The sequence below is a fragment of the Streptomyces sp. NPDC054883 genome, assembly GCF_053610645.1.
Genome location: NZ_JBSGYT010000018.1, coordinates 22408 through 43210, shown reverse-complemented (window position 1 = coordinate 43210; position 20803 = coordinate 22408). Strand labels below are relative to the sequence as shown.

Below are 20803 nucleotides of genomic sequence, written 5' to 3'. Positions count from 1 at the left end.
GGGAGCTCTCCGATTCTCGCGTGGCGCGCGAGCGTGGGGCAATGAGCATTTGCGGCCGCCGACCGGAATTCGCCGGTATGCCGTTCATATCCTTGCCCCGGTACGCCGTGCACGACGCATTCGTCATGGCTGGAGGGCCAGCACCAGGGGGAACACCTCCTTCGCGCCCGCCCGCCGCAGCAGCCGGGCGGCCACGGCGAGTGTCCAGCCGCTCTCGGCGCGGTCGTCCACGAGGAGCACCGGGCCCGCCGCCTGGACCAGCGTCGCAGCCAGGGCAGGAGACACGGTCAAGGCGAGATGGAGACCCCGGACGCGCTGGGCGCTGTTGGAGGAGGGCAGGCCGAACTCCGGGGCCTCGTCCGTGTAGGAGAGCGCTCCGAGCAGCGGCATGCGCCCGACCTCGGCGATCCGCGCGGCCAGCGAGCCGACGAGCTGTGGACGGCTGCGCGAGGGCAACGCGACGACGCCGACCGGCCGCGCGGGAGCGTCCGGGGCTCCCGAAGCCCAACCGCCCTGGCCCCGGGCCCAGTCGGCGAGCACCGCGACCACGGCTTGCGCCACATCGTCCGGAACTGGCTGGTCGGGTGCCTGGCGCGCCAGCATCGGGCGCAGCCGGTTGCCCCAGCCGATGTCGGAGAGCCGGCCGAGCGCACGGCCGGTGGAGGCCTGTTCCCCGGCAGGGATACGGCCCTTGAGGTCCACGCCCACGGCCGCGAGGCCGGTCGGCCACATCTTCCGGGGCTCCAGTTCCACACCGGGACGGCCCAGTTCGCCCCGGGCGGTTTCCAGGGCGGTGCCGGAGACCTCCGCGGTGAAGCGGGCTTCCGCGCAGTTGTCGCAGCGGCCGCAGGGCGCCGCTTCCTCGTCGTCGAGCTGGCGGCGCAAGAACTCCATCCGGCATCCGGTCGTCGACGCGTAGTCACGCATCGCCTGCTGTTCGGCAGCCCGCTGCCGGGCCACCCACGCGTAGCGCTCGGCGTCGTAGGTCCATGGTTCGCCCGTCGACGTCCAGCCGCCCTTGACCCGGTGCACGGCGCCGTCCACGTCCAGGACCTTGAGCATCGTCTCCAGGCGGGTGCGCCGCAGGTCGACCAGCGGCTCCAGTGCGGGCAGCGACAGCGGCCGCCCCGCCTGGGCGAGTACCTCCAGGGTGCGGCGCACCTGCTCCTCGGGCGGGAAGGCCACCGAGGCGAAGTACTGCCAGATGGCCTCGTCCTCACGGCCCGGCAGCAGCAGCACCTCGGCGTGCTCCACGCCACGGCCGGCGCGGCCGACCTGCTGGTAGTAGGCGATGGGGGAGGAGGGCGAACCCAGGTGCACCACGAAACCCAGGTCGGGTTTGTCGAAGCCCATCCCCAGGGCGGAAGTCGCGACGAGGGCCTTGACCCGGTTGGCCTGGAGGTCGTTCTCGGCCTGCTCGCGGTCGGCGTTCTCGGTCTTCCCCGTGTACGAGGAGACGGTGTGCCCCCGGTGGCGCAGGTAGGCCGTGACCTCCTCGGCGGCGGCCACGGTCAGCGTGTAGATGATGCCCGAACCGGGGAGCTCGCCGAGGTGGTCGGCGAGCCAGGCCAGCCGGTGCGCCGCGTCGGGAAGGGCGAGCACCGACAGGCTCAGGCTCTCCCGGTCCAGCGGCCCGCGCAGCACCAGGGCGTCGGTCCCGGCGCCGGTGCCCAGCTGCTCGGCGACATCGGCGGTCACCCGGGCGTTCGCCGTGGCGGTGGTGGCCAGCACGGGCACGCCGGGCGGGAGGTCGGCCAGCATGGTGCGCAGCCGCCGGTAGTCGGGGCGGAAGTCGTGCCCCCAGTCGGAGATGCAGTGCGCCTCGTCGACCACGAGGAGGCCGGTGGCGGCGGACAGCTTGGGGAGCACCTGGTCCCGGAAGTCCGGGTTGTTGAGCCGCTCCGGGCTCACCAGGAGGACGTCTACCTCGCCCGCCGCGACCTCGGCCTGGATCCCTTCCCATTCCTCGGGATTGGCGGAGTTGATGGTACGGGCGTGGATGCCTGCCCGGGCGGCGGCCTCGACCTGATTGCGCATCAGTGCGAGCAGCGGGGAGACGATCACGGTGGGGCCGGCTCCGCCCGCGCGCAGCAGCGAGGTGGCCACGAAATAGACCGCGGACTTGCCCCATCCGGTGCGCTGCACCACCAGCGCCCGCCGCTTGTGTGCGACGAGGGCCTCGATCGCCCGCCACTGGTCCTCGCGCAGCCGCGCGGTGCCCGTGGCATCGCCCACCAGGCGGGCGAGTACGGAATCGGCCGAGGACCTCAGGTCTGCGTTCATGCCCCCATGCAACCCGATGCCTCCGACATCGCGCCAATGCCGCTCTGAGCCTGTGGATGTTGAAATGTGGACTAGTCGCCCAGTTATCCACAGGGCTTTCGGGAAATGATCAGGCGCGGGACCGTCGACGCATGACGAAGAACCACGAATCACCCAGTCCGGCCGGACGGCGGTCCAGCGCCCCGTCCGGATCGACCACGGCAACCCAGATCACCCTGCGCAGCCCGGCCGAGCTGGCCGACGCCCTGCCCTACATGCTCGGCTTCCACCCGACGGACTCGCTGGTCCTGGTCGCCGTCCACGGCGAAGGCGGTCGCTTCGGCGGCCGGCTCCGTGTCGGCATCCCCTCGGCGCCCCCGGAATGGGAGGACACCGCCCGACAGGTCGCCGAAACCCTGATCCGGGGCAGTGAGCGCCGGGGCGGAAAGCCCGACGGAATCGTCGTCTACCTCTGCCAGGACCCGCTCGGCGGCGAGAGCGCGCAGCGGGTGATGACCCGCCTGCGGCCGCTCGCCCACCGGCTGCGGCTGGCCTGCGGGGCGCTCGACGTGCCGGTCATCGAGGCCCTGTGCCTCTCCGGCGGCCGCTACTGGTCCTACACCTGCCCCGACGAGCGCTGCTGCCCGGCGGAAGGCAATCCGATGGCCCTGCCGGGCACTTCGGTCATGGCCGCGGCGGCCACCTTCGCCGGCATCCAGGTCCGGGGATCCCTCAAGGAGATCGAGGGCCGGCTGGCACCTCTGGGCGGAGCGGAAGCCGTCGAGCAGGAAAAGGCCCTGGAACGCGCCGCCGCCGCCCTGGTGCCGAAGATCCTCGACGGGGCGAGCCGGGAAGAAGTCGGTGCGGAGACGCTCGCGCTGGCCAGGACCCTGATGCGGCGCATGACCCTCGCCCCGCCGGCCGAGACCGGCCCGGGAGCCGACGGCTGGGACGACGCACTGCTCGACCACGACGAGGCCGCCGCTGTGATCATCGGCCTCCAGGACCGCGAGATCCGCGACATCGCCGCCGAATGGATGGAGGACGAGGAGGCGGCCCCCGCCCTGCGGCTGTGGCGGGCGCTCGCCCGGCGCTGCGTCGGAGCGTACGGGGAGCACGCCGCCGCCCCGCTGACCCTGGCGGGCTGGGTGTCCTGGTCGACCGGAGACGAGCCGACCGCGCGGATCACGCTCGGGCTCGCCCTCAGGGCCGACGCCGACTACCGGTTCGCCCAGCTGCTCCACCACGCCTGCAACGAGGGCATCGACCCGGAGGGGCTCAGGGAGTGCCTGCGGGCGGAGCGCAGGCGCCGGGAGCCGCGCCGCAAGCGGTCGACCGCCGGCACCCGCCCGCCCGGCCGTCGTTCGAAGACCGAGCGCCGCGAGTCCCGCCGGAGCGCGGGGAGCGACCAGTGAACCGGGAGCGGCAGACATCGGCGGGGCGACTGCGTGGCCTCCCGCGCCGGGTTGCCGGTACCCGGTCGCGGGTCCGCAGCGCTCCGCCAAAGGGCGCGGACACCCCGGAGCGGGAGAGGGCGGCGCCCTGCCTGCGGGGACGGCCGCCGCTGCGAGGTCGGCGGGCTCCGGTGGCGCGGCTGCGTGAGGCCACCCGCGCTGCCGCGGGGCTGGTCAGCGGGCGCTTACGGGGAGCGCCGACGGTGCCGCCGCCCCGGCCGCGCGTCGCCCGGGCGGCCCGCGGCTCCCGGCACTCGCCGAGCCACGCACCGGCCTGCGCCGGCGCTCGGCTCGGGTGGCGGATCGCCGGGCGCTTCGGCAATTCGCGAGCCATGGGAGGCGGAGCCCCGGTCCCCGAAAGCTCGCGGGCCGGCCGTGGCATCACCGGAACCCCCGCCGGCTCCTGGTTCGGCTGCGTGATCGCCGAGGGCGACGCATGGGCCGGGGGGCGGCCGGAGCCGTCGGTGGGGCCCGTGACCCGGGTGGGGGTAGGGGCGTTGCGCTGGGGGGTGGTGGGTGACCGGCCCCTCCGCCGACGAGCGGAACCGACCGGAGCGCAGACAAGGCGACGCATGGCTCACCCCGTACCTCCCGCCCGCAGGCCCGAGTTGCCGCCCGTGCACGGCGCCGTCATCTGCGTTGCCGCGCCCTGCCTGGTCATCTCGCCTGAGCACGGTCAGCTGACCGGTCGGGGGCTCGACGGTGTCTACCGCGCGGGGCGCCGGCTGCTCTCCCGGTGCGTGCTCCGCGTCGGGGGCCGCGATCCGGTCGCCGTCCAAGGGCGCAGCCTCGGGGCGGACCGGGCGGCCTTCACCGCGACCGTCCGCACGGGCGCCGAGGCGGGCCCCGACCCCGACATCGGAATCGAGCGGATCCGCCACGCGGACGGCACCGAGCGGATCACCCTGCGCAGCTACGCGGCCCGGCCGGTACGCCTGCCCGTGGAGCTCTCGCTCGGCACGGACCTGGCGGAGCTGGCCGCCGTGGCGGCCGGCCGGGCCGGAGCGGAGCTGCCCGCCGGGGTGCACGCCGCCGGGTTGCGCTGGAGCACCGGTGAGGCGCAGGCCGTCACCACCGCCGAGCCGGCTCCGGACGACGCGCTCGCCTCGTCCGGACTGTTGCGCTGGCAGCTCGAACTGGGGCCGGGTGAGACCCGCACCATCGAGCTGCGGACCGCCGGCGAACGCACCGCGCGGGCCCCGGCCGGGCAGGTGGCGAACCCAATGTCCGACGCACGGGCCGAAGGGGACGACCCCCGGGCGGAGGCCTGGTTCCGGACCAGCGCCGAGGACCTGCGAGCCCTGCTCCTGAGAGACCCGGCGGACCCGGCGGACGCCTTCGTCGCGGCCGGGGTCCCCTGGCGGCTCGGGCTCGCCCCGGCGGAGTCGCTGTGGGCCGCCCGGATGGCGCTCCCGCTCGGCACCGGCCTGGCCGGGGCCACCCTGCGCACCCTGGCGCGGACCCAGACCCCCGGAAAGGGACCCGACGCCGGGAAGATCCCCGGACCGCTGCGCGGGGCCGGACCGCAGCTGCCGCCCGGCTGCACCGGAACGGAGGCCACCCTCGCCTTCCCGGCGGTGCTGGCCGAAGCGTGGCGGTGGGGGCTGCCCGAAGCCGAGGTGGCCCGGCTGCTGCCGGCCGCCGAGCGCTGCCTCGGCTGGCTGCGCGGAGCCCTGCGCGAGGACGGCTTCCTGGCCGATCCCACCCCGGGACCCCGGCGCTGCGAAACCCAGGCCCACGCGCACCGGGCCGCGCTGCTCGGTGCCGACCTCCTCGCCGGGTGCGGGCGGGACGGAGCCGCGGAGTGGCGGGAGTGGGCGGCCGGACTGCGGGAGAGGTTCCAGGCCGCGTTCTGGATCGACGGCCCGGACGGTGGCCGGCCGGCCGCCGCCCTGCACCCCGACGGGCGGCCGCTGCCCCGGCTGACGGGGGCCGCCGCGCACCTGCTGGACACCGGCCTGCTGGGCGCGGGCCGCCTGGCTCCCGGCCTGCTGGACCGGGCCCGCACCGAGCAGCTCGCCCGGTTGCTCGGCGCCCCCGCCATGGACTCCGGGTGGGGCTTGCGCAGCATGGCGGCCCGGGAGCCGGGTCACAACCCGTTCGGTCACCGCTCCGGAGCCGTACGGGCCCACGAGAGCGCGGTCGCCGTGGCGGCCCTGGCGCAGGCCGGCTTCGAGAGGGAGGCCGCCGGGCTGCTGCGGGGCCTGCTCGACGCGGCGGAGAGGTTCGGATACCGGCTGCCGGAGATGTACGCGGCAGAGCAGCGCACCGTCGGCAGCGCCCCCCTCCCGCACCCCGCGGCCTGCCGCCCCGCCGCGGTGGCCGCCGCGGCCGGGATCCACGTCCTGACCGCGCTCGCCGGTATCCGCCCGGACGCCCCCGCCGGCACGGTCGCCCTCGCACCCCTTACAGGTGCTCCGCTCGGCGCCCTGCGCCTCTCGGGGCTGCGCGTGGCCGGGGAACCGTTCGCCGTACGCGTCAGCCGTCTCGGGCTCGGCATGGTGGAGGAGGCGGCTGATGCGCTCCAACTGGGAGGCTAAGCTCCGGATCGCCGTTTCCGGGATCACCAAAGCTCTGTTTATCGTCAGGCAGACGACTATGATCGCGGCATGTCGCCCTACGACCCGTCGGCCTTTCCGCCCTTCGCCGTCACCGTCGACCTGGTCGTGCTCACCGTACGGCGCCACGCACTCTGCGCGCTGGTCGTCCGGCGGGGTGAGCAGCCGTTCCAGGGCCGCTGGGCCCTGCCCGGCGGCTTCGTGCGCGCCGAGGAGGACCTGGCGGCGGCCGCGGCCAGGGAGCTCTCCGAGGAAACCGGCCTGTGCGCGCACGATCCGGGTGCCCCGGGTGTGGACAACGGCGCGCACCTCGAACAGCTCGCCACCTACGGGGACCCGGAGCGCGACCCCAGGATGCGGGTGGTCAGCGTGGCGCACCTGGTTCTGGCGCCGGACCTGCCGGCGCCCCGGGCGGGCGGCGACGCCAACAGCGCCCGTTGGGCTCCGGTCGACGAGCTCCTCGCGGCCGGTGAGGCCTCCGCGGGGCTCGCCTTCGACCACGCCCAGATCCTTGCGGACGGGGTGGAGCGGGCCCGCTCCAAGATCGAGTACTCCTCCCTGGCCACGGCCTTCTGCCCGCCGGAGTTCACGGTCGGTGAACTGCGCCGGGTCTACGAGGCCGTGTGGGGCGTGGCGCTCGACCCCCGAAACTTCCACCGCAAGGTCACCGGGACCCCCGGGTTCCTGGTGCCGGCGGGAGGGACCACGACCCGTCAGGGCGGGCGCCCGGCCCAGCTGTTCCGGGCCGGCGGGGCGACCTTGCTCAACCCGCCGATGCTGCGCCCCGAGGTCTGACACTCCAACACCAGGGTCCGGCTCGCTCCCGCTAGCCCCGCCCCGTCCCGTCCGGCGGGCGCCCGGCAGGCCCGGGGCCGGCCCCCGCCTTTGCTTTGCCGGCTCGCTCCCGGTGGGGCGGGCTCGCGCCGCGACACGGGCGTGGCCGCGGTCCACCTGCCCGGAAAATCGGACATATCGCGTTATCTTGCTGGCGGTACCCACCCTGCCGCAGAGCGGTCTCACCCCCCGCGAGAGAAGCGATGCTCCAGGCCATCGGACTCACCAGCACACCCCGTCGAGACCTCCCGCCCGCCGTGGACGACCTCACCTTCGAGGCCCGCCCCGGGCGCGTGACCGCCCTGCTCGGGGAACCGGGCTCCGGCAAGACCACCGCGCTGCGGCTCATGCTCGAACTCGAACCGGGCCGCGGCGTCACCTACTTCCGAGGCCGCCCGCTGCACCGGGTCCCACACCCCGGCCGTGAGGTCGGCGTGCTGCTCGGGGACGTGCCCGGCAACCCGTCGCGGACCGTCCGCAACCAGCTGCGGATGCTCTGCGCCGCCGCAGGGGTGCCGGCCTCCCGGGCCGACACCATGCTGGAGGTCGTCGGCATCGCCGGCCTGCGCGACCACCGGCTCGGTTCGCTCTCGCGCGCGATGGAGCGCCGGCTCGCACTCGCCGCGGCGCTCCTCGCCGACCCCTGCACGCTGCTCCTCGACGAGCCGGCCGCGGAACTGTCCGCGCGCGAACGCAGTTGGCTGTACGGGCTCTTGCGCCGGCACGCTTCCCTCGGTGGTGCGGTGCTCTTCACCACCGACGACGCCAAGGAGGCCGCCCGCGGCGCCGACCGGGTCGTCTCCATCGAGGCGGGCCGGCTCGTCGCCGACCAGGACGCCGGGGACTTCGCCCGTACCCGGCTCCGGCCGAGGGTCGCCGTACGCACCCCGCACGCGGCCCGGCTCGCCGACGTACTGGGACGCGAGGCCCGGGCGGCCCAGCGCGCCGTCGAGATCGTCGCGGAGAGCGGCACCCGTCTGTCCGTGTACGGCAGCAACTGCGCGGAGGTGGGCGAAGCCGCGTTCCGCAACGGGGTCCTGGTCCACCAGCTCGCCGACGAGACCGGAGACGCCGGGGACGCGGGCGAAGCGGGAGCGCCGGCCCGGCCCGTCCCACAGGCCCGCACCGAAGCCGGCGCCGAAGCGCGTGCCGAAGTGCGGATCGACGCCCTGGCGGAGGCGCGTCAGGAGGCCGGGCAGCAGCTCGCCTCCGAGGGACGCACCACATCCGGCTTCCCCAGCAGCCCCGAACGCCCCGCCGCGTCCACGGCCGGCGCCTGGGCGGCCGAGGCCGCCGTCCAGGACCGCTCACCGAACCCCGGCCGCGCTCAGGACACCGGCCCCGGGCTCCCGGTCTCGGCGGTCCGCCGCCTCGGTGGCCCGCTGCGGCCCCTGCGCTACGAGCTGCACCGCGTCTTCGGCACCGCCACGCCCTGGCTCACGGCGGCCGTGGTGATCGCCGTCTCCGCGATCACCGCCGTGCTGCTCGCCCGGACCGGCACGGCACCGCGCAACCGGATGCTCGCCGCATGGCCAGAACTGCTGCCCCTGCCGCCCGCGGCCCTGGGGGCCGGACTCCTCGGCGCTCTGGCCTTCGGCGAGGAGTACCGCTACCCCGCCCTGGCGGCGGCCCGCGGCACCGTGCCGCGCAGGCTGGGACTGCTCACCGCCAAACTGGGAGTCTGCTCCGCCCTGGCCCTGCTGATCGGCGCCCTCGCCCTCACCGCGGACGCCTGCGCCGTGGGGCTGGTCTTCGGAGCCGCTCCGCTGCGCTCGCCCGCGCAGTGGATCGCCCCGGCCGTGGGCTGGGCGGGGCTGCTCATGGGCTGCGCCTGGGCCGGCGTCCTGGCCTCCGCCGTCTTCCGCTCCACGGCCGCCGGCCTGGCCGCGGTGCTCGCCGTACCGGTGGCGGTCGTACCCCTGGTGCGCAAGGCGCTGGCCGGACCGTCCGCGTACCCGGCGGACGGGATCGCCTCGCGGCTGCGCGGGGTGTCCGCGGCGCACTGGCCCCCGGAGACGGACCGCTTCGTGCTGGACGTCCTGCGGATGATGGCCCAACCCGTCGGTATCGCGCTGGTGTTGTCGTTGATCGTCCTGTTGTGCGCCTATGGGTTCACAGGACTGCGCAGCCGGGTGCGCTGGTGAGAGACCGATGCTGATCGTTCCGTGGCGGGACGGGGTGGCAACGGGACCGATGGCGTTCGCATCACGCGAAAGGGATCGCAACTCCCCGCAATAGGCCCGGTTCTTTACGATAAGTCGTCAATTGCGTAGGTGGCACCGATCACCCTTTCGTGTGCTTTTCACCAAAGACCTCAAGGGTGATGAAGGCGCAGCCGACAAAGGATTCGTGAGTACCCTTGCGCACACCATGATGACCGCCGCCCGCCACGCCGACTCCGGTCTCGCAGGCCCGGGCGAACTCGACCGCTACCCCTTCGCGGAGACCCCCGGGTCCGACCGGGTCGGGCCACCCCACTGGGACGGCGCCGACGTCGAGTTGAGCCGCGTCGGCCGCCGGGCAGCAGGAAGCCGGGGCCGCGGACTGCACGGCCAACTCGTCCAGCAGCTCGGCCAGATGATCGTGTCGGGCGACCTCGGCGCGGACCGCCCCCTGGTCCCCGAGGAGATCGGCCAGCGCTTCGAGGTCTCGCGGACGGTTGTCCGCGAGTCACTGCGCGTCCTGGAGGCCAAGGGCCTCGTCAGCGCCCGCCCGAACGTGGGCACCAGGGTCCGCCCGGTCGCCGACTGGAACCTGCTCGACCCCGACATCATCGAGTGGCGGGCCTTCGGCCCCCAGCGCGACGACCAGCGCCGCGAGCTCAACGAGCTCCGCTGGACCATCGAACCGCTGGCCGCCCGCCTCGCCGCCGGTCACGGCCGCCCCGACATCCAGCAGCGGCTCGCCGACATGGTCGAGATCATGGGCCACGCCCTCGGCCAGGGCGACGCGATCACCTTCGCCCGCGCCGACAACGAGTTCCACGCGCTGCTGATCCAGGTCGCCGGCAACCGGATGCTGGAGCACCTCTCCGGCATCGTCTCCGGCGCCCTCCAGGTCTCGGGCAGCCCGGTCGCTGCCTGCGACCGGCCCAGCGAGACGGGCGTCGCGCACCACGCCCGCATGGTCGAGGCGCTCGCGGCCGGTGACGCGACGGGCGCCGAGAACGCCATGCGCCAGCTGCTCACCGTGCACCCGGAGGTCGAGCGCGTGGTCCCGGCCCCGCGCGAGCACTGACAGGGCGACGCGCGGGGGCGCGGGGGTTCACCACGTGTCGCCGGGCCCGGATCGGGCCCGGCGACACCGATGTGCGGCCCCGGCACGGCCGCCCGAACTGCGCGTATGGCCGTATGACCGGCATTGACGTAAAAGTGGTGTGACTCGGACCACGAAGATTGGGCGTAACGCTCCGCGACGTCACGCGATGACTTAAGAGGTGATGGCCGACGGAGGGAAGACAGCAGCCCTTGCGGGTGCTGTGCAGCTCCCCGGCCCCTGCCCGCGCCCCCGGCCCATTCCCAGCCGGTGGTCGTCGGCCACGGTCCAGCACCACCGGGCCGGGGTCGGAAGCCGTTCCCATCGTTCCGAGAGGTTGTTCGTGTCGGCCAGCACATCCCGTACGCTCCCGCCGGAGATCGCCGATTCCGAGTCTGTGATGGCGCTCATCGAGCGGGGCAAGGCCGAGGGGCAGATCGCCGGCGATGACGTGCGTCGGGCCTTCGAGGCTGACCAGATTCCTGCGACCCAGTGGAAGAATGTTCTGCGCAGCCTCAACCAGATCCTCGAGGAAGAGGGTGTGACGCTGATGGTCAGTGCCGCGGAGTCGCCCAAGCGCACCCCCCGCAAGAGCGTCGCAGCGAAGAGCCCGGCCAAGCGGACGGCGACCAAGACCGTAGCGGCGAAGGCGGAGGCCGCGCCGGCCGCCGCGCCCGCGGCAGCGGAGCCCGCGCCGGCGGAACCGGACACCGCCGACGCCCTGGTGGAGGAGCCCGGGACCGAGCCGGTCGCGAAGAAGGCCGCAGCGAAGAAGACGGCGGCCAAGAAGGCCGCTCCCGCCAAGAAGGCCACCGCCAAGAAGGCGGCGGCGAAGAAGGCGGCGGCCAAGAAGGACGCCGACGAGGCCGACGAGGAGACCCCGGAGGAGGGTCCCGTCGCCAAGGCCGAGTCCGAGGAGGAAGAGGACGGCGGCGAGACCAAGGGCTTCGTCATCTCGGACGACGAGGACGACGCCCCGGCCCAGCAGGTCGCCGTGGCCGGCGCCACCGCCGACCCGGTCAAGGACTACCTCAAGCAGATCGGCAAGGTCCCCCTGCTCAACGCCGAGCAGGAGGTCGAACTCGCCAAGCGCATCGAGGCCGGTCTGTTTGCCGAGGACAAGCTGGCGAACTCGGACAAGCTGGCGCCCAAGCTCAAGCGCGAGCTGGAGATCATCGCCGAGGACGGCCGCCGGGCCAAGAACCACCTGCTGGAGGCCAACCTCCGCCTCGTGGTCTCGCTCGCCAAGCGCTACACCGGCCGCGGCATGCTCTTCCTGGACCTGATCCAGGAGGGGAACCTGGGCCTGATCCGCGCCGTCGAGAAGTTCGACTACACCAAGGGCTACAAGTTCTCCACGTACGCGACCTGGTGGATCCGGCAGGCGATCACCCGGGCCATGGCCGACCAGGCCCGCACCATCCGCATCCCGGTGCACATGGTGGAAGTGATCAACAAGCTGGCCCGGGTGCAGCGCCAGATGCTCCAGGACCTGGGCCGCGAGCCCACTCCGGAGGAGCTGGCGAAGGAACTCGACATGACCCCGGAGAAGGTCATCGAGGTCCAGAAGTACGGCCGCGAGCCGATCTCCCTGCACACCCCGCTCGGCGAGGACGGCGACAGCGAGTTCGGTGACCTCATCGAGGACTCCGAGGCCGTGGTCCCGGCCGACGCCGTGAGCTTCACGCTCCTGCAGGAGCAGCTGCACTCGGTGCTCGACACCCTCAGCGAGCGCGAGGCGGGCGTGGTGTCGATGCGCTTCGGCCTGACCGACGGGCAGCCCAAGACGCTGGACGAGATCGGCAAGGTCTACGGGGTGACGCGCGAGCGGATCCGCCAGATCGAGTCCAAGACGATGTCGAAGCTGCGGCACCCGTCCCGCTCGCAGGTCCTGCGCGACTACCTCGACTGACCGGCCCGCACACGGACGGCGGCAGGACGGCGCCGGGTGGCCGCGCGGGTGCGCACGGCCACCGGGCATCCCACTCTGGGTGGAGTCATGCACACTCGGAGTCAGGAGGCCTCATGCGTCGTTTCCTAGCCCGTGCCCTGGCGGGCGCGCTGACGCTGGTGGCGGGAGCGGCCGCGGCGCATCCGGCCCAGCTGCCCCGGGCGGCCGCGGACGGTGTGGTGATCGGGGGCCAGCCGGTGAAGGTGGCCGACAGTCCTTGGGTCGTGGCCCTGGCCAGCCGTGACCGGTTCGGGGGTACGCGGGGCGGCCAGTTCTGCGGCGGCGTTGTCGTCGCCCCGGCCACGGTGGTGACCGCCGCCCACTGCCTCGGGCGCCAGGTGCTGGGCGGCCCCGTCGAGTCGGTGCCCGACCTGCGGGTGATCGCTGGACGTACGGAGCTGCGGGCGGCGGACGGGCGTGAGATCGCCGTCCGGTCGGCCCGGGTGAATCCGGAGTACGACCCGAAGAGCAACGCGGGGGACATCGCGGTACTGGAACTGGCCGAAGCGGTGCCGGCCCAGTACGTGCTCCCCATGGCCGGCGCAGGGCACCCGGCGTACGAGCCCGGGACCCAGGCCTTCGTGTACGGGTGGGGCGACACCAGCGGGTTCGGCGACTACGCCTACGGGCTGCGCGCCGCCCGCGTCACCGTGCTGTCGGACGAGGCCTGCGCCGCGGCGTACCCGGGGGACGCGGACGGCCAGTACCGGCCGGAGAGCATGGTGTGCGCGGGGGAGCAGGACGGCGGCAAGGACGCCTGCCAGGGGGACAGCGGCGGCCCGCTCGTCGCTCGGGGGCGGCTGATCGGCCTGGTGTCCTGGGGGCGGGGCTGCGGGCGCGCCGACAGTCCCGGGGTGTACACCCGGATCGCCGCGATGGCCGGCTTCGTGAGCAGCCCCCAGAGGGCCTTGCAGCCGGTGGCCGAGCAGCGGCCCGCGATGGGCGCTCCGAGGGGCTCAGTGCGGCGCCCAGGCCCCCTCGAAGGCTCGTAGGGCCCGCGGGTAGCCGTCTGCGGCTGGTCGGTCCGGGAGAAACGAGGACGGGCGGTTCCCCCTGGGTCACAGGGGGAACCGCCCGTCGACCGGCCTGGCCGGTCCTGGCTCGTCGGATGCGAGGTAGGCCTGTGTCAGCGGTCCTCGGTGTCGGCGGCATCGGCAGCCGGAGCGGACGTAAGCCGCTCGGTCTCATCCTGTATTTCCGCGGCGATCTTCTTGAGTTCCGGCTCGAACTTACGCCCGTGGTGGGCGCAGAAGAGCAGTTCACCGCCGCTCAGCAGGACGACGCGCAGATATGCCTGGGCGCCGCAACGGTCGCATCGGTCAGCGGCCGTCAGCGGGGTCGCGGGTGTCAGAACAGTAGTCACGTCGCCTCTTCTCTAGCTCGACGAGCTGTCGTACCAGGGTCAACATCCAACCAGGCCGAAAACGTTCCCGCTCGCGGCTTTCTTTCGAAACTTCCTTCCGAAGCTGGCCGGCTGTTGCCGGTTGGCGGCGAAGGAGCCGTATTGCGTTGCTTTACGGTTTCGCGTTGTCAGTCGTTCGCTTGTTGCAGTTCCGTCCTCCCCGGCATGAGCGCCGGTTGTTCATGAGGACGTGCCCGAACCCTAAATGGTTCATGCGTGGAAGGGAACGTGATGTTTGCGTCACCCCCACGGGGGATCGAACACCCGTGCGGATCTGCACTAGGCTGGGGAAGCGACGCGGGTGGCGTTGCATCGGCTCTACCAGGCCTCGGTACCCTCTGACGGGCGACCGAGCCACCCCTGCGCCCAACCGGGCCAGAAAAGAAATTCAGCGAGGAGCGAACTGCGTGACCGCCGACACGTCCGTGCCTTCGAGCGCACTGCTGTCCGGAGCAGACCGGGACGGTTCCAACTACACCGCGCGGCACCTGCTCGTCCTCGAGGGTCTTGAGGCCGTTCGCAAGCGCCCCGGCATGTATATCGGCTCGACCGACAGTCGAGGCCTGATGCACTGCCTGTGGGAGATCATCGACAATTCCGTCGACGAGGCCCTGGGCGGCTACTGCGACCACATCGAGGTGATCCTCCACGAGGACTCCTCCGTCGAGGTCCGGGACAACGGCCGCGGCATCCCCGTCGACGTCGAGCCGAAGACCGGCCTCTCCGGTGTCGAGGTCGTCATGACCAAGCTGCACGCCGGCGGCAAGTTCGGCGGCGGCTCCTACGCGGCCTCCGGCGGCCTGCACGGCGTCGGCGCCTCCGTCGTCAACGCGCTCTCCGCGCGGCTCGACGTCGAGGTGGACCGCGGCAGCTCGACGCACGCCATCAGCTTCCGCCGCGGCGTCCCCGGGATGTTCACCGAGCAGGACCCCGACAGCCCCTTCGACCCCGCGAACGGCCTGCGCAAGATCAAGCGGATCACCAAGGGCAAGACCGGCACCCGGGTCCGCTACTGGGCGGACCGGCAGATCTTCCTCAAGGACGCCCGGCTGAACCTGGAGACGCTCTACCAGCGTGCCCGCCAGACGGCCTTCCTCGTGCCCGGCCTGACGATCGTCGTCCGCGACGAGCGCGGCATCGACGGTGCGGGCAAGACCGAGGAGGTCTTCCGCTTCGACGGGGGCATCGGCGAGTTCTGCGAGTACCTCGCCCAGGACAAGGCCGTCTGCGACGTGCTGCGGCTCACCGGCACCGGGACCTTCAAGGAGACCGTGCCGGTCCTGGACGACCGCGGCCACATGACCCCCACCGAGGTCACCCGTGAGCTCGGCGTCGACATCGCCCTGCGCTGGGGAACCGGGTACGAGACCAACGTCAAGTCCTTCGTGAACATCATCGCCACCCCCAAGGGCGGCACCCACGTCTCCGGCTTCGAGCGCTCGGTCGCCAAGACCGTCAACGAGGTGCTGCGCTCGGCGAAGCTGCTGCGCGTGGCCGAGGACGACGTGGTCAAGGACGACGCGATGGAGGGCATGACGGCGGTCGTCACCGTCCGCCTCGCCGAGCCGCAGTTCGAGGGCCAGACCAAGGAGGTCCTCGGGACCTCCGCGGCCACCCGGATCGTCGCCGCCGTCGTCGCCAGGGAACTCAAGGCGTTCCTGACCTCCACCAAGCGCGACGACAAGCAGCAGGCCCGCGCCGTCATGGAGAAGATCGTCGCGGCCGCCCGGACCCGGATCGCGGCCCGCCAGCACAAGGAGGCGCAGCGCCGCAAGACCGCGCTGGAGTCCTCCTCGCTGCCCGCCAAGCTGGCCGACTGCCGCAGTGACGACGTCGAGCGCAGCGAGCTGTTCATCGTCGAGGGCGACTCGGCGCTCGGTACCGCCAAGCTGGCCCGGAACTCGGAGTTCCAGGCGCTGCTGCCGATCCGCGGCAAGATCCTCAACGTCCAGAAGTCCTCGGTCTCGGACATGCTCAAGAACGCCGAATGCGGCGCGATCATCCAGGTCATAGGAGCCGGCTCGGGCCGGACCTTCGACCTCGACGCCGCCCGCTACGGCAAGATCGTCCTGCTCGTCGACGCCGATGTCGACGGCGCGCACATCAGGTGCCTGCTGCTCACGCTCTTCCAGCGGTACATGCGGCCGATGGTCGAGGCGGGCCGGGTCTTCGCCGCCGTGCCGCCGCTGCACCGGATCGAACTCGTCCAGCCGAAGAAGGGCCAGGACAAGTACGTCTACACGTACTCGGACAACGAGCTGCGCCAGACCCTGCTGGAGTACCAGCGCAAGAACATCCGCTACAAGGACGCCATCCAGCGCTACAAGGGCCTCGGCGAGATGGACGCCGACCAGCTCGCGGAGACCACCATGGACCCGCGGCACCGGACGCTGCGCCGCATCAACATCGGGGACCTGGACTCCGCCGAATCCGTCTTCGACCTCCTCATGGGCAACGAGGTCGCCCCCCGCAAGGAGTTCATCACCGGCTCCGCCGCCACCCTCGACCGCTCGCGCATCGACGCCTGAGCCGACCGGGGCCCACCGGATCGCGGCGTACCGGCGCCGTTCACTCTTTCGCCCTCACCTGAACGAGTGAACAGCGCCGGGACGGCAGTCCGGAAAGCCCCCATTGCCCACATCCTTGTGCCGCGCGGCCAATGCGGTCGCGGACAAGGAGAGTTCGGTGGACAAGCACGAAGGTCGTGATGCCGGAACGATCCGGCTGGACGACCCCTGGTACGACGCGCCGGCGGTCGGCTGGGGTGAGGGTGCCGCGACGGATCCCGCGCGCCCGGTGACCGGTGAGCGGCCCGCACCCGGCGCGGCCGACATCTACCTCGAAGTGCAGCGCAGCGCGGCCTTCCAGGAAGTGCGAAGCCGCTACCGGAGGTTCGTCATCCCGGCGACCGCCGGCTTCCTGCTCTGGTACGTCGCCTACGTCGTCGCCGCCACGGCGGCGCCCGGGCTGATGGCCCGGCCCGTCGTCGGCGCGGTCAACGTGGCCCTGCTCGCGGGCCTGGGCCAGTTCCTCAGCACCTTCCTGCTGACCTGGGCGTACGCCCGCCACGCCCGGTTGCGCCGGGACCGGGCCGCGCTCGACCTGCGCTGGACGGTCTTCGAGCAGGAGCGGGGCCAGGAGCGGATCCGGGCGCAGGGGGAAGGCCGTTGAGCACCGAACACCAGGCCCTCGCGCTGATCCTGTTCAGCGCCTTCATCGCGATCACCCTGGGCATCACCACTTGGGTCAGCCGCAACCGGCACGGCACGGCCGAGGAGTTCTACGCCGGAGGGCGCCTCTTCTCCCCGCTGGAGAACGGGTTCGCCATCGCCGGCGACTACATGTCGGCCGCCTCCTTCCTCGGCATCTCCGGCCTCATCGCGCTGTTCGGCTACGACGGCATGCTGTACTCGGTGGGCTTCCTCGTCGCGTGGCTGGTCGTCCTCTTCCTGGTCGCCGAACTGGTCCGCAACTGCGGGCGTTTCACCCTGGCCGACGTGGTCGCGGCCCGGATGAGCCAGCGGCCGGTCCGGATCGCCGCCGGCACGTCCTCGGTCGTGGTCTCCGTGCTGTACCTCGTCGCGCAGATGGTGGGCGCGGGCAGTCTGGTCGGACTGCTGATCGGGGGTTCGGGCACCGCCGCCAGGACCCTGACCGTGGTCGGGGTCGGCGCGCTCATGGTGGTGTACGTGTCGTTCGGCGGCATGCGGGCCACCACCTGGATCCAGATCGTCAAGGCGGTGCTGCTGATGGGCGGCGCGATCACGCTGACCGTGCTGGTGCTGCTGCGCTTCCACGGCGACGTCAACCAGCTGCTGACCACGGCGGCCGAACGCAGCGGACACGGCGCCCGGTTCCTGAGCCCGGGCCTGAAGTACGGGGCGGACTCGACCTCGCGCTTGGACTTCATCAGCCTGGGCCTCGCCCTCGTCCTGGGCACGGCCGGCCTCCCGCACATCCTGTCCCGCTTCTACACCGTGCCGACGGCGCGGGCGGCGCGCCGGTCCGTCGTCTGGGCCATCGCGCTGATCGGCGGCTTCTACCTGATGACCATCGTGCTCGGGTTCGGCGCTGCCGCGCTGCTGGGGCCCGCCGAGGTCCGGGCGTCCAACGCCTCGGGGAACACGGCGGTTCCGCTGCTGGCCGGTTTCCTGGGCGGGGGAACCGACTCCACCGGGGGTGCGGTGCTGTTCGCCTTCGTCGCCGCCATCGCCTTCGCTACCATCCTCGCGGTGGTCGCCGGGATCACCCTCGCGTCCTCGGCCTCCGTCGCGCACGACCTGTACGCGTCGCTCCGCCGCCGCCGCCACGGCCGCCGGCGCGGCGAGGTGGCCGTGGCCAAGGCCGCGGCCGTGGGGATCGGAGCGGTGGCGATCGCCCTGGGGCTGCTGGCCCAGGACCTGAACGTGGCGTTCCTGGTCGGGCTGGCCTTCGCGGTGGCCGCGTCCGCGAACCTGCCCGTGCTGCTGTACTCGCTGTTCTGGCGCGAGTTCACCACGCGGGGGGCGGTCTGGTCCGTCTACGGCGGGCTGGTGCCGGCGGTGCTGCTGGTCCTGCTGTCCCCGGTCGTCTCCGGCAGCCCGGAGTCCCTGTTCCCGGGAGCCGACTTCCAGTACTTCCCGCTCCAGAACCCCGGGATCGTGTCGATCCCGCTCGGCTTCCTCGCGGGCTGGCTCGGCACGCTCACCTCGTCGGAGGCACCGGACGCGGCGAAGCACGCGGAGACGGAGGTCCGGTCGCTCACCGGGGCGGGCGCGGTGTGACTCGGGCTACGCCGGGCCGGGATCCTGGGGGCGCCAGCTGTAGCGGTGCTCCGGGCGGCCGGTCTCGCCGTAGCGCAGGGCGAGCGTGACCCGGCCGGCGCGGTCCAGCAGCTTGAGGTAGCGCTGGGCGGTCTGGCGGCTGATGCCGGCGCGTTCCGCGATCTGCTGGGTCGACAGGGGTCCGGTGGCGGTGCGCAGGACCTGGCGGACCAGTTCGGCGGTGGTGGGGGAGTGGCCCTTGGGCAGGTCGTTGGGGCTCTCGGCGGCCGCCAGGGCGCCGAAGAGGCGGTCCACCTCGGCCTGTTCGGCCTCGCCGCCGGCCTCCAGGGCGTGCCGCAGGGCTCTGTAGGCCTCCAGCCGGGTGCGCAGCCCGGCGAAGGTGAAGGGCTTGACGAGGTACTGGAGGGCGCCGAGGCGCATGGCCGCCTGGACGGTGGCGAGGTCGCGGGCGGCGGTGACCATGATGACGTCGGTGCGGTGGCCGTGCTGGCGCAGGCGGCGCACCAGGTCCAGGCCGTTCTCGTCGGGCAGGTAGTGGTCCAGCAGGATCAGGTCGACCGGATGGGACTCCAGGAACTCCAGGGCCGCGGCCGCCGAATGGACCTGGGCCGCCACCCGGAAACCGGGAACCTTCGCCACGTACGCCGCGTTGATCAGGGCAACACGCACGTCGTCGTCGACGACCAATACGTGCATCGGGGACTCGTTCATCGCAGGGCCTCCGGGAGTACGACGGAGAACTCCGCCCCTCCGTCCACTGCCCCGCCGGCCCGGACCGCGCCGCCCTGCCGCTCCGCCAGGCGGCGCACCAGCGCGAGACCCAGACCGCGCTCGCGGTGGGCCGAGGGCTGCTTGGTCGACCAGCCCTCGGTGAAGATCTCCTCGTGACGGCCGGCGGGGATGCCGGGGCCGCTGTCCCGGACGTGGAGCACCGCCGAGCGCCCTTCGGAGCGGAGCTCGACCTCGACCCAGGGCGCCGCCGAGCCCGCGGCCGCGTCCAGGGCGTTGTCCACGAGGTTGCCGGTGATGGTGACGAGGCCGCCCGGATCGAGGAGGCGGTCCGGGAGCAAAGTGCGGTCAGCGAGGCGCAGCGAGACGCCCCGTTCGGCGGCGACCGCGCCCTTGCCCACGAGGAGCGCGGCCAGCAGCGGGTCGCGGACCTTCTCGGTGACCTGCTCGGCGGTGCTGCGGTGCACTCCGGCGACCTCGGTCACGAACTGCGCCGCCTCCTCGTGGAGACCGAGCTCCAGCAGGCCGAGGAGGGTGTGGAGCCGGTTGGCGTGCTCGTGGTCCTGTGCCCGCAGGGCTTCGATCAGGCCTCGGGTGGAGTCGAGCTCCCGGGCCAGGTGCTCCAGCTCGGTGCGGTCGCGCAGGGTGGCGACGGCGCCGCCGTCCTCGGTCGGCATCCGGTTGGCCACCAGCACCCGGGTGCCCTGGACGGTGAGCAGGTCGCGGCCGGTGACCCGGCCGGCGAGGACGTCGGTGGTGCGGCCCGCGCCGAGTACGTCGTCCAGTGCGCGCCCGGCGAGGGCGTCGGCGGAGTCCGCTGCGAGGCCCAGCAGCCGGGCGGCTTCGTCGTTGACCAGGCGGACGCGGCCACCCCGGTCGAGGGCGATCACGCCTTCGCGGATGGAGTGCAGCATCGCCTCGCGCTCGGCGAGCAGGCCGGAGATGTCGGAGAAGGCAAGGTCGCGGGTCTGCCGCTGGATCCGGCGGGACAGCAGGCAGGCGACGAGCGCGCCGGCCGCCAGGGCGCCGCCCGCGTAGGCGAGCAGCCCCGGGATCGCCCCGATCAGCCGGTCCCGGACGCTGTCGTAGGCGATGCCGACCGAAACCGCGCCGACGATCTCGCCGTCGGCGGCCACCAGCGGGACCTTTCCGCGGGCCGAGCGGCCCAGGGTGCCCTGGTCGATCTCCATCACCTCACGGCCCGCGAGAGCCTCGCCGGGGTCGGTGGAGACCGGTTTACCGATGCGGTCGGGGCTGGGGTGGGAGCGACGGATCCCGTTGAGGTCCACGACGACCACGTACTCGGCGCCCGTGGCCCGGCGGATCCGCTCGGCCGACGCCTGCACCGGACCGTCCGGGGTGGGGGCGGAGTCCAGCAGGCCCGCGGCCAGCGCCGGATCGGCCGCCGCGCTCTGGGCGATCGCGAGGGCCCGGCGCATGGCCTGGTCGTCGAGCTGCGCGCCGAGCGGCGCAAGGAACAGCCCGGTGGCCAGGACCACGACGCCGGCCGCGATGGCGAGCTGCGTCAGCAGGATCTGGGAGACGGCCCGTCTGGGCAGTCCGAGGCGCCGGGCGCCGGTGAGGAGGAACCGCAT

The 20803-nt window shown here is 73.0% G+C and carries 14 protein-coding genes; 10 read left to right on the top strand and 4 right to left on the bottom strand.

What is annotated here, in order from left to right:
• Window positions 1–123: 123 nt before the first annotated feature.
• On the bottom strand, window positions 124–2283 hold the full coding sequence (locus ACWGH1_RS15895; RefSeq protein ID WP_453352264.1) for a RecQ family ATP-dependent DNA helicase: 2160 nt from the start codon (window positions 2281–2283) through the stop codon (window positions 124–126).
• 131 nt (window positions 2284–2414) lie between these two features.
• On the opposite strand from ACWGH1_RS15895, the gene ACWGH1_RS15890 reads away from it, so the two are divergent.
• The 7 genes from ACWGH1_RS15890 to ACWGH1_RS15860 all read left to right on the top strand — a co-directional run bounded on the left by ACWGH1_RS15890 (window position 2415) and on the right by ACWGH1_RS15860 (window position 13306).
• On the top strand, window positions 2415–3677 hold the full coding sequence (locus ACWGH1_RS15890; protein ID WP_453352263.1) for a DUF4192 domain-containing protein: 1263 nt from the start codon (window positions 2415–2417) through the stop codon (window positions 3675–3677).
• A gap of 611 nt (window positions 3678–4288) precedes the next feature.
• Window positions 4289–6256, top strand: a complete 1968-nt coding sequence (locus ACWGH1_RS15885) for a glycogen debranching N-terminal domain-containing protein (protein ID WP_453352262.1) — start codon at window positions 4289–4291, stop codon at window positions 6254–6256.
• Between the two features lie 69 nt (window positions 6257–6325).
• The gene (locus ACWGH1_RS15880) at window positions 6326–7069 is read left to right on the top strand and encodes an NUDIX hydrolase (protein WP_453352261.1); all 744 of its coding nucleotides are present in this window, start codon (window positions 6326–6328) and stop codon (window positions 7067–7069) included.
• 242 nt (window positions 7070–7311) lie between these two features.
• Window positions 7312–9252, top strand: a complete 1941-nt coding sequence (locus ACWGH1_RS15875) for an ATP-binding cassette domain-containing protein (protein ID WP_453352260.1) — start codon at window positions 7312–7314, stop codon at window positions 9250–9252.
• A gap of 151 nt (window positions 9253–9403) precedes the next feature.
• Entirely contained in the window at window positions 9404–10345 is a 942-nt protein-coding gene (locus ACWGH1_RS15870; RefSeq protein ID WP_453352259.1) for a FadR/GntR family transcriptional regulator, read from the top strand.
• Between the two features lie 355 nt (window positions 10346–10700).
• The gene (locus tag ACWGH1_RS15865) at window positions 10701–12275 is read left to right on the top strand and encodes an RNA polymerase sigma factor (protein WP_453357096.1); all 1575 of its coding nucleotides are present in this window, start codon (window positions 10701–10703) and stop codon (window positions 12273–12275) included.
• 113 nt (window positions 12276–12388) lie between these two features.
• The gene (locus ACWGH1_RS15860; protein ID WP_453357097.1) at window positions 12389–13306 is read left to right on the top strand and encodes a S1 family peptidase; all 918 of its coding nucleotides are present in this window, start codon (window positions 12389–12391) and stop codon (window positions 13304–13306) included.
• A 134-nt stretch (window positions 13307–13440) separates the two neighbouring features.
• Here ACWGH1_RS15860 and ACWGH1_RS15855 read toward each other — a convergent pair whose 3' ends face one another.
• Window positions 13441–13677 (bottom strand): DUF7455 domain-containing protein, encoded by a 237-nt coding sequence (locus ACWGH1_RS15855; RefSeq protein WP_373914121.1) that lies wholly within the window; start codon window positions 13675–13677, stop codon window positions 13441–13443.
• Between the two features lie 446 nt (window positions 13678–14123).
• Between ACWGH1_RS15855 and ACWGH1_RS15850 the strand changes: the two genes are divergently transcribed.
• The 3 genes from ACWGH1_RS15850 to ACWGH1_RS15840 all read left to right on the top strand — a co-directional run bounded on the left by ACWGH1_RS15850 (window position 14124) and on the right by ACWGH1_RS15840 (window position 18479).
• Window positions 14124–16244 carry a DNA gyrase/topoisomerase IV subunit B gene (locus ACWGH1_RS15850; protein WP_453353674.1) on the top strand — a complete coding sequence of 707 codons (2121 nt, stop codon included), beginning with the start codon at window positions 14124–14126 and terminating at the stop codon, window positions 16242–16244.
• 157 nt (window positions 16245–16401) lie between these two features.
• Entirely contained in the window at window positions 16402–16887 is a 486-nt protein-coding gene (locus ACWGH1_RS15845) for a DUF485 domain-containing protein (protein WP_453353675.1), read from the top strand.
• Entirely contained in the window at window positions 16884–18479 is a 1596-nt protein-coding gene (locus ACWGH1_RS15840; protein ID WP_453353676.1) for a solute symporter family protein, read from the top strand. The genes ACWGH1_RS15845 and ACWGH1_RS15840 overlap by 4 nt, the downstream gene beginning before the upstream one ends.
• A gap of 6 nt (window positions 18480–18485) precedes the next feature.
• On the opposite strand, the gene ACWGH1_RS15835 is transcribed toward ACWGH1_RS15840, so the two are convergent.
• Together ACWGH1_RS15835 and ACWGH1_RS15830 are read right to left on the bottom strand one after the other, a co-directional pair.
• A complete protein-coding gene (locus ACWGH1_RS15835; RefSeq protein ID WP_453353677.1) occupies window positions 18486–19190 on the bottom strand; it encodes a DUF7342 family protein in 705 nt (234 codons plus the stop codon).
• On the bottom strand, window positions 19187–20803 hold the full coding sequence (locus ACWGH1_RS15830; RefSeq protein WP_453353678.1) for an ATP-binding protein: 1617 nt from the start codon (window positions 20801–20803) through the stop codon (window positions 19187–19189). The genes ACWGH1_RS15835 and ACWGH1_RS15830 overlap by 4 nt, the downstream gene beginning before the upstream one ends.